6 protein-coding genes are annotated in these 10,345 nt (G+C 61.9%); 1 reads left to right on the top strand and 5 read right to left on the bottom strand.

Translation table 11 applies throughout. The features are described 5' to 3' along the window. Position 1 precedes the first annotated feature (1 nt). The 5 genes from ACFSNN_RS41230 to uvrA form a co-directional block, all read right to left on the bottom strand. Complete coding sequence (locus ACFSNN_RS41230) at positions 2 to 430, bottom strand: ExbD/TolR family protein (protein ID WP_134456555.1); 429 nt, start codon at positions 428 to 430, stop codon at positions 2 to 4. A 24-nt stretch (positions 431 to 454) separates the two neighbouring features. Beyond that, positions 455 to 877: an ExbD/TolR family protein gene (locus ACFSNN_RS41235; protein ID WP_012432473.1), complete on the bottom strand. Its 423-nt coding sequence runs from the start codon at positions 875 to 877 to the stop codon at positions 455 to 457. Positions 878 to 889: 12 nt separating this feature from the next. Beyond that, the gene (locus ACFSNN_RS41240) at positions 890 to 1,795 is read right to left on the bottom strand and encodes a MotA/TolQ/ExbB proton channel family protein (RefSeq protein ID WP_134456557.1); all 906 of its coding nucleotides are present in this window, start codon (positions 1,793 to 1,795) and stop codon (positions 890 to 892) included. A gap of 76 nt (positions 1,796 to 1,871) precedes the next feature. Beyond that, on the bottom strand, positions 1,872 to 2,537 hold the full coding sequence (locus ACFSNN_RS41245) for an energy transducer TonB (RefSeq protein ID WP_208949520.1): 666 nt from the start codon (positions 2,535 to 2,537) through the stop codon (positions 1,872 to 1,874). Positions 2,538 to 3,560: 1,023 nt separating this feature from the next. Continuing rightward, positions 3,561 to 9,476, bottom strand: a complete 5,916-nt coding sequence (gene uvrA, locus ACFSNN_RS41250; RefSeq protein WP_244322756.1) for an excinuclease ABC subunit UvrA — start codon at positions 9,474 to 9,476, stop codon at positions 3,561 to 3,563. Between the two features lie 467 nt (positions 9,477 to 9,943). On the opposite strand from uvrA, the gene ACFSNN_RS41255 reads away from it, so the two are divergent. Continuing rightward, positions 9,944 to 10,213, top strand: coding sequence for a L,D-transpeptidase family protein (locus ACFSNN_RS41255; protein WP_244322757.1), 270 nt, complete (start codon positions 9,944 to 9,946; stop codon positions 10,211 to 10,213). The last annotated feature ends 132 nt before the right edge of the window (positions 10,214 to 10,345 follow it).

A 10,345-nucleotide genomic window follows, 5' to 3' on the forward strand; every position in this document is an offset into this window, starting at 1 on the left:
CCTATTGCATGTACTGCTCATTGCCGATCAGGCCGATCTTGGTCGCGCCCAGTCGTTGCGCGGACGCCATGACCTCCGCGACATCCTTGTACGGCACCAGCTTGTTCGGCCGCAGATGGATTTCGGCTTGAACCGGTTCGGCGGCCACTTGCGCGAGCCTGGATTCGAGCGCCGCGCGGTTCGGCACCGGCTGGCCGTTCCAGGTCGTGGTGCCGTCGAAGTCGATATCGATCTGCACTACTTCAGGCTGCGTGATCGGCGGCGGTGGATTGCCGATCGGCAGATTCATCTTGATGGCGTGCGTCTGAATCGGGATCGTGATGATCAGCATGATTAGCAACACCAGCATCACGTCGATCAGCGGCGTGGTGTTGATGTCGACCATCACATCCGGTTCGCTGCCGCCGCCCGACGATACGTTCATTCCCATTTTCGGCTCCTGTCGATCGCAAAATCAGCCGCCGCGCGCGGGCGGCTCAGTGATAAACGAAACCTTGGCAATACCGGCGCGCTCGCACTCGGTAATGACCCGGCCGATGAACTCATAGCGCGCGCTCTGGTCGCCGCGAACATGCACTTCCGGTTGCGGCGTCATGACCGACACGGTCTTCAGGCGTGCCAACAGCGTCGGCGCATCGACCTGCTTCTCGTTCCAGAAGAAGTCGCCGTCGCGGTTCACCGCGATGACGATGCTTTTGGGCGTGGTCTGCAGCGGCTGGATCGTCTCCTTCGGCAATTGCACCGGCACCGTATGCGTCACAACCGGAATCGTGATCAGAAAGATGATCAGCAGAACCAGCATCACGTCGACGAGCGGCGTGGTGTTGATACTGGAGATGACCTCGTCGTTGTCGTCCTGCCCAACGCTCATTGCCATGACGGACTCCGCTTATTGAACCAGCGACGCTTCGCGAGCCACCGCGCGCGCCGGGCGGCGGCTGCCGGCCAGCAACACGGTATGCAGTTGCGCGCCGAATGCGCGAACCCGCTCCATCACCGACTTGTTGCGACGAACCAGGAAGTTGTAGCCGAGCACAGCGGGCACCGCCACCGCGAGGCCGATCGCCGTCATGATCAGCGCCTCGCCCACCGGACCCGCAACCTTGTCGATCGACGCCTGGCCGGCAATGCCGATGGCCGTCAGCGCGTGATAAATCCCCCACACCGTACCGAACAGGCCGACGAACGGCGCCGTCGAACCCACCGTACCGAGGAAAGCCAAACCGTCTTGCAGACGATTCGACACGTTGGTGATCGCACGCTCGACCGAGGTGTCGATCCACGTGTTGCGGTCCACGGCTTCGAGCAGCGCTTCGTCGTGATGCTCGCCCGCTTCGATAGCCGTTTCGGCGATGAAGCGGAACGGCGACGTTTCGTCGAGCAGCTTCGCGCCTTCGACCAGCGACGGCGCAGTCCACAACTGCTCGTCGGCGCTCTTCGCGCGGCGGTTCGCGCGGAACTGTTCGACGAACTTGGTGATCATGATGTACCAGCTGCCCATCGACATGAGCACCAGCAGAATCAGCACGAAGCGGGCGACGAAGTCGCCGTTGTTCCAGAGGGCGCTGAGGCCGTAGGGGTTGGTGACCGTTTCCGACGTAGCCGGTGCCGGCGGTGGCACCGCTTCGTCCGCGGCTGCGCTCGCGGTTTGCGGCGCGGCAGTAGCCGGCGCGGCGGCAGCCGACGCCGTGGCTTCGCTAGCCTGCGCATGGGCCATTTGCGGCGCAACAAAATCCACCGTGGTCACGGCGATCAACATGCTTGCCGCCAGTGCGGCGAGAGTACGCTTCTTCATGCCTGCTCCATGTTCATTAGTACAACTTCTAAACTAAGACTGATAAATCGCTACCGGTACCGAACAGCCAGTGAATTCAGTTCAAGTTAAAGGAGAACGGAACTTGCACACGGACAGGTTGGCCTTGGGAAACGCACGTGAACTGCTTGACTGCGTTGAACGCCGCACGATCCAGTGAGGAGTCGTCCGAGGATTTGGCAACGCGTTCATTCGTAATATGGCCTTGCGGGTCGACAACGAATTCAATGAGAACATCACCTGTCACGTTGTTTTCCTGCGCTTCCTTCGGGTAGCGGATCGACGAACGGATCTGATCCGAGTTCGGACACACCACACCGACTTCGGTACTCACAGGCTTCGTGGGCGCGGGCGGCGCCGGCGGTGCGGGCGGCGCCACGGCAGGCGCCGACACGACCGGAGCGGCCTGATGCGTGATGGTCGGCTGCGGGGGCGTTTGCACCTGCACTTCCGGCGGCGGCACGAACGGCGGCGGCGGCGGCGCGAATTTCGGCGGCGGCAACTGCACCGTGGGCAACGGCGGCGGAGGCGGCGGCTTCACCGGCTCGATGATTTTCGTTTCGATAGGATGCTGAATGACCTGCACGACCTTAGTGGCGAGGCCATTGATCAGTGCATAAATCAGCACGATGTGCAAAAGCAGAACAACTGCGATGCCGCCAAAGCGGCGTACTGGGTTTTGCTGCTTGCGCCCAAACTCACGCGGGCGCCCCGGCCTCTGCATACGGGCCGCTGCTGCCGGAAAATGCCCTTCGACTTTCGTACCCACCTTTACTCCTCCGGCGTGAATCATCCATTTCTGTAACTGCAGTGCGCTCACCAGCCGCAAACAGCATTCACATCAACCACCTGGTGACTGGCGGCCTTTGATTCGGAGTCCAAAACGGACGTGACACTAGCCGGCTCCTATCCGACGACACGGACGACGTCTGCGGGAGACGTCGCCGTGCATCATGTGAGCCGAATAATCGATCTAAGTAGAACTACTAATAGAATAACTTTGAGCCGTTCGCTTCTGCCTTGCATGAACGCTGGAGACAACTTGATCTCTATAACTCGTAGCGCCTGGAACTTTTTGCGCGTTTGTCACATGCGTTTCATGGGTGGCAACAATAGCAGGACAAAAAATGTACGGTCAAACTTTTTTTGATGACAACATACTTAGTTTAGAGAGATAACTCTAACTCATGCCGAATTCGCGCCGCTTTAAAAGAATAAGCGTACGTGGAGCAGATAAGCATTCAGATGTTTCTGCCCGACAATTGGGAATTTACTGCACGTTCGGCGCGCATCGATGCACGAAAAGCTGCTGGCCGAACGACTGATCCTGACGCGGAAGCCCTACTGGGCAGGCCTTTAGACGCCTGGCAGCATGGCTTGCGTGGACCACAGGCAGGAAGTTTGTCGTGGTGGTCGGGCGCCGGAGAGTGACCGCACCGAAGGCGAGACGATAGCAGAAGGCCAGAAGCCTTTAAAAAAAATTTAGCGGAATTTACGACACTTTATATATGCATCCCAATTACGCGCTAAATTGAATTACAAAACAATTCCAATAAATTACATTAAGCCAACGATGCCAGTGATGACGGGCAGAGTGGCATCGGCGCGACGTTGATGGGCTGTACAGCGCAATTTCGCGCGGACTGAATGACTTGGCTAGAAGTGAATCGTGCGCCGGCAAACTTCTGCGCGCTCAACAAACGAGCAAGCAGGAGCGGCGCAACGTTGATCGCGCCGCTCTGCTGCATTAACCGTTCGTGCCCTCGCCCGCCACGACAGCACTGTCGTTGCGCGATCGTGCGAGAACCGGCCGCAACGCAACGCCGGTATGACTTGCCGCGACGCGCGACAGTCCTTCGGGGTCCGTAGCAGCGACAATCGAGCCGCCACCTACGCCGCCTTCCGGACCGAGGTCGATGATCCAGTCCGCCTCGGCGATCACATCCAGATCGTGCTCGATCACAACGACGCTATGGCCGCCGTCCGCGAGACGATGCAGCACGCGAATCAGCTTGGCGACGTCGGCCATATGCAGGCCCACGGTCGGTTCGTCCAGCACATACAGCGTATGCGGCGGCTTCTGCCCGCGCCGTGTGATGTCATCGCGCACCTTGCTCAATTCAGTGACGAGCTTGATACGTTGCGCCTCGCCGCCGGACAGCGTAGGCGACGGCTGACCCAGCGTGAGGTAGCCGAGCCCGACGTCTTTCATCAACTGCAATGGATGAGCAATGTTCGTGATGGGCGCAAAGAACTCGACCGCTTCGTCGATTTCCATGGTCAGTACGTCGCCGATATTCTTGCCGCGCCACGTGACCGCGAGCGTTTCCGGATTGAAGCGCTGTCCGTGACACACGTCGCAAGGCACCTTCACATCGGGCAGGAAGCTCATGCCGATGGTACGCACGCCCTGCCCCTCGCAAGCCGGGCAACGGCCTTCGCCGGTGTTGAACGAGAAACGCGAGGCCGTATAGCCACGCGCGCGCGCTTCGAGCGTGCCGGCGAACAGCTTGCGGATTGCGTCCCACACGCCGATGTAAGTGGCCGGACACGAACGCGGTGTCTTGCCGATCGGCGTTTGATCGACCTCGAGTACACGGTCGATGGTTTCCCAGCCGGTGATCGAATCGCAGCCTTGCCATGCATGCGTCACGTTTAGCGGCGCGCGCGGCGCCGTGCGCGCCAGCACGCTGGAACGCCGGTTCGCCGCCGGTTTTTCTTCGGCCGCCGCGCGCGCGCGCCGCGTGGCCGGCGACGACAACACCGAACGTCCGACGGCATCCAGCAGGTTGGTCATCAGCACGTCGCGTGCGAGCGTCGATTTGCCGGAACCGCTGACGCCAGTGACCGCGACGAGTCGCGACAAAGGAATGCCGACCGTAACGTCGCGCAAGTTATGCAGCTTGCCGCCATGCACGGTCAGCCAGTTCTCCGGCACCGCGGCCGTGCGCTTGCCCGGCGCGACCACTTCGCGACGCGGCTGCAACGGGTGCACGATGGGTTGCGCGAGAAACTGTCCGGTCAGCGAATCGGGCTGCGCCGACAGATCCGCCACACTGCCCTGCGCGACCAGCGTGCCGCCGCGTTTGCCGGCGCCCGGCCCGATGTCGATGATGTGATCAGCACGCCGGATCGTGTCCTCGTCGTGCTCGACCACCACCAGCGTATTGCCCTTTTCGCCGAGCTTGCGCAAAGCGTTCAGCAGAATCTGGTTGTCACGCGGATGCAGACCGATAGTCGGTTCGTCGAGCACATAGCAGACGCCCTGCAGGTTGCTGCCGAGCTGCGCGGCAAGCCGGATGCGCTGCGCTTCGCCGCCCGACAGACTCGGCGCCGCACGATCGAGACTCAGATAACCGAGTCCCACTTCTTCGAGAAACTGCAGACGGCTGCCGATTTCGCTCACCACGTCACGCGCGATTTCCGCATCGCGCCCCGTCATCTCCAGCGTGTCGATCCAGGCGCGCGTGTCGGACACGGTCCATTGCGCGACATCGACAATCGCCTGCGCGTCGAACGTGACCGCGCGTGCCGTGGGATTCAGACGCGTACCGGCGCAATCCGGACACGGTTCGTCCACGAGACCTTCGGGCTCCTGCTCTTCCGACGGCAGACTTTGCTCGCGGCCACGATTATCGTCGACGACGATCGTATCGTCGTACACCGCGCGTTGTTCGCGCGTGAGCGCGAGGCCCGTGCCGACGCAGGTCGTACACCAGCCATGCTTGCTGTTGTACGAGAACATGCGCGGATCGAGTTCCGGATAACTCGTGCCGCACGTCGGACACGCGCGCTTGGTGGACAGCACCTTCACCGCGCCGAGTTTCGCCGTGGCGCGGCCGCCGCTGATCGCATCGTGCAAACCGTCCAAAGGCGCCAGCAGATGCATCACGCCCTTGCCGACTTCCAACGTCTGATCGAGCGCCCGACGCAATTCAGTTTCATTGTCCGGCGACACGACGAGATCGGCCACCGGCAACTCGATTGTATGTTCGCGGAAACGGTCGAGCTTCGGCCACGGGTCCACCGGCACGAATTCGCCATCCACGCGCAGATGGGTATTGCCGCGCGCTTTCGCCCACTTCGCCAGATCCGTGTAGACGCCTTTACGGTTCACGACCAGCGGCGCCAGAAACCCGACATGCTGCCCTTTGTGATCGCGCAGCAACTGCGCCGCGATCGATTCGACGCTTTGCGACGTGACCGGCGTGCCGTCGTGAATGCAATGCTGCAGACCGAGCTTCACATACAGCAGACGCAGGAAGTGCCACACCTCGGACGTGGTCGCGACCGTACTCTTGCGGCCGCCGCGCGAGAGCCGCTGTTCGATCGCGACGGTCGGCGGAATGCCGTACACCGCGTCGACCTCGGGACGCCCCGCCGGCTGCACGATGGAACGCGCGTAGGCGTTCAGCGATTCGAGGTAACGGCGCTGCCCTTCGTGAAACAGAATGTCGAAAGCGAGCGTGGACTTGCCCGAACCGGACACGCCGGTAATCACGTTGAATTTGCCGTGCGGAATATCCACGTCCAGCGATTTCAGGTTGTGCTCACGCGCATTGACGATGCGCACCACGTCCTCGCCTTCGATCGCCCGGCGCGCGCGCGCGGCGCTCAGCGCCTTTTGCAGCGGAATGCCTTGCGACGCCGGCTCGGCCGCCGCGCCCATGGCGCGGTCGTATTGCAGCAAGGCTTCGCCGGTATGCGACTCCGGACACGTTTTGACGTCTTCCGGCGTGCCCGCGCACAGCACGCGGCCGCCGCCGTCGCCGCCTTCGGGACCGAGGTCGATCAGCCAGTCGGCCGCGCGGATCACGTCGAGATTGTGTTCGATCACGATCAGCGAATGGCCGCTTGCGAGTAGCTTGCCGAACGCCTGCATCAGCTTGGCGATGTCGTCGAAGTGCAGGCCCGTGGTCGGTTCGTCGAACATGAACAGACGCTTCGCGACTGTTTGCTTCGCGCTGCGCGCGGTCCGCGTCTGCGCGGATTCCGCGAGGAAACCGGCGAGCTTGAGCCGCTGCGCTTCGCCGCCCGACAAGGTAGGCACCGGCTGGCCGAGCTTCACGTATTCGAGACCCACGTCGACGATCGGCTGTAGCACGCGCAATACTTCGGCATCTTTAGCGAAGTATGTGGTGGCTTCGCTCACCGTCAATTCCAGCACGTCGGCAATGCTCAGCGCGCGCGCCGGTTCGCCGCGCTCGATCTTGACCTCGAGCAGTTCCGCGCGATAACGGCGCCCGTCGCAATCGGGGCAGCGCAAGTACACGTCGCTGAGAAACTGCATTTCGATATGTTCGAAGCCCGAGCCGCCGCAGGTCGGGCAGCGACCTTCGCCCGAATTGAAACTGAACATGCCGGGGCCGTAACCGCGCTGCTGCGCGAGCGGCGCCTTGGCGAACAGCTTGCGGATCTCGTCGAACGCACCGACGTAACTCGCAGGATTCGAGCGCGCCGTCTTGCCGATCGGCGACTGGTCGACGAACACGACGTCGGTGACCTGATCTGCGCCGCTCAGACTCCTGAATGCGCCCGGCGATTCCGTGGCGAGTCCGAAGTGCCGCGCCATGGCCGGATACAGCACGTCTTGCAGCAGCGTGGACTTGCCGGAACCCGACACGCCCGTCACGCAGACGAGCCGCTCCAACGGAATCTCCACCGTGACATCGCGCAGATTGTGTTCCGTCGCGCCTTCGAGCACGATGCGCGGCGTGGCGGCATCCACGGGACGCTGCGACCAATGCGCCGCGTCGGCCACATGCCGCCGGCCGCCGAGGTACTCGCCAGTGAGCGTGCCTGACGAACGGATCGCCTCGGGCGCGCCGTCGTAAATGATCGAGCCGCCGCGCTCGCCCGGCCCCGGACCCATATCGATCAGACGATCCGCCGCGAGCATCACGGAGGGATCGTGCTCGACCACCACCAGCGTATTGCCCGCATCGCGCAACCGGTGCATGGCTTCGACGATGCGGTTCAGATCGCGCGGATGCAAGCCGATGCTCGGTTCGTCGAGCACGAACAGCGTCTTGGTGAGCGAGGTGCCAAGCGCCGTGGTCAGGTTGATCCGCTGCACCTCGCCGCCCGACAAGGTGCGGCTCTGCCGGTCGAGCGTCAGATAGCCAAGGCCGACGTCGCACAGATACTTGAGGCGCGTGCGCACTTCGGCGAGCAGCAGTTTGAGCGCGTCGTCGAGCAAGGCGCTCGGCAAGCTGATTTCGTCGAAGAAACGCCGGATGCGCTCGATCGGCATCAGCATCAGATCGTGTACGGTCAAACCCGGCAACGCTTCGAGCTGCCCGCGAGTCCAGTCGACGCCGCGCGGCAGGAAGCGCTTGTCTGCCGGCAACACGTCGTTCGCATTCGCCTTGCTACCCAGGCGCCACAACAGCGATTCCGTTTTCAGGCGCGCGCCGCCGCAGGTTTCGCACGGCGTATAGCTGCGGTATTTGGACAGCAGCACGCGAATATGCATCTTGTACGCTTTCGATTCGAGATACTCGAAGAAGCGTTTGACGCCGTACCAGTGGCTTTGCCACTTGCCGTTCCAGTCCGGCGAGCCGTTGATGACCCAGTCGCGCTCGGCGTCCGTCAACTCACCCCACGGCGTGCCGCGACGGATATCGGCTTTCGCCGCGTAGCGCATCAGATCGTCCTGGCACTCCTTCCATGCGGGCGTTTGCATGGGCTTGATCGCGCCGTCGCGCAGCGTCTTGCGCGCGTCAGGAATCACCAGTCCGAGGTCGACGCCGATCACGCGGCCGAAGCCGCGGCAGACTTCGCACGCGCCGTAGGCCGAGTTGAACGAGAACAGCGCGGGCTGCGGGTCGGCGTAGCGCAGATCGCTTTCCGGGCTGTGCAAGCCGGTGGAGAAACGCCAGATTTGCGGTTCCGCTTCCTGGCTTTCCGGCCCTTCCGGCGACGCCGGCAGCACATAAATATTGACGCGCCCGCCGCCGCGCTTGAGTGAAGCCTCGATTGCCTCGACCACCCGCTGCTTGTCCACCGAGCGCAGCCGGAAGCGGTCGGCCACCACGTCGAGCAGCTTGCGCTTGCCGGTAGGCGAATCGACTTCGCGCTGCGCCTGCACGCGCGTGTAGCCGCTGGCCGACAGCCATTGCTCCACTTCCTGCTCCGACGCGGATTCCGGCAACTCGACCGGGAACGTGACGACGAGCCGCGGTTCGTTTTGCGCCGTGCGTTCAAGCAACTCGGCGTAGATCGTTTCCGGTGTGTCGTGACGCACCAGATGAGCCGTCTTGCGGTCGAATAGTTCGGCGGCACGCGCGTAGAGCAGCTTCAGGTGATCGTTGAGCTCCGTCATGGTGCCGACGGTGGAGCGCGAACTGCGTACCGGATTGGTCTGGTCGATCGCGATGGCCGGCGGCACGCCGTCGACGCGGTCGACTTGCGGCCGGTCCATGCGGTCGAGAAACTGCCGCGCGTAAGCGCTGAATGTTTCGACGTAGCGCCGCTGCCCTTCCGCATACAGCGTGTCGAACACCAGGCTCGACTTGCCGGAACCGGACGGGCCGGTGACGACCGTCATTTCGCCGGTTCGTACGTCTAGATCGACGTTCTTGAGGTTGTGCTGGCGTGCGCCGCGAATCTTGATAGTGCCGTTAGATGCCAATTTTTCCGACCGTCTGAATGAGTGGGCCACCTCTCACGGACGCCTCGCGACCGCGCAAGTTCAGTGCGGCTGGCCGGCGGAGACGCACGCCAGGAGCCAGCTCGCAACGGGATACTATACTGTATATTTATACAGGTGTGGCCAGCAAGTCGCAATGGCGGCTGTCTTGCTGAGAGCCGTTTGGGAAAAGGAGCCGTGTTTCTGACAAATTTACACAAGTTGCCATCGGGCTGCGGATAGTCTGAAACCTCTTGGGTGATCGCAGAGGGATCCATGAGCAATGTGTACGTGTCGGAACATAGTTATCCGATGTTACCCGGCTGCAAACGTTCAAGGCTGGTGCTAGCCTTCGATGGGCATTGGCTGAGGTTGACAGGTGGCAAGCGCTTCTATTTCTACCGGGCTGTGTCGGGCCGTCCTTTGCCGGACGGCAGCTTTGACTATTCGCCAAACAGGCAACAGGAACATCAGGAAGGCCCAATTCCCGAGGGCGACTATTGGCTTCAGCCGTCGCAGATGTGGACCAATCGCTGGTACAACATCGCGCCGACGGCAGCATGGGGGTCCACCGGATTACTATCCATGTATTTCCCTCCACAACGACGTTCAATCGCGGAGGTTTCTTCATTCATGGCGGCACGCACCCGGGCAGCGCGGGCTGCATCAATCTGCATGGTCAGATGGAGAACTTCGTGCGCGAACTGCAGGACGAAGTGAAAGCTGATCCAGACTGCTATATCCCGCTAAAGGTCCAATATTTAAAATGACCATAAACGGCCCCAAACGTATTCTGCCGGTCTTTGCAATCTGTGCCGTCGTGGTTGCCACGGCGGCGGTCAACGTGGGGCCTGTCATAAATTTTGTGTGTAAGGCATAACATGTAGCTCAAGGAGCATGTA

It is taken from the genome of Paraburkholderia dipogonis (assembly GCF_042680985.1).
In the GTDB taxonomy this organism is placed as follows: domain Bacteria; phylum Pseudomonadota; class Gammaproteobacteria; order Burkholderiales; family Burkholderiaceae; genus Paraburkholderia; species Paraburkholderia phytofirmans.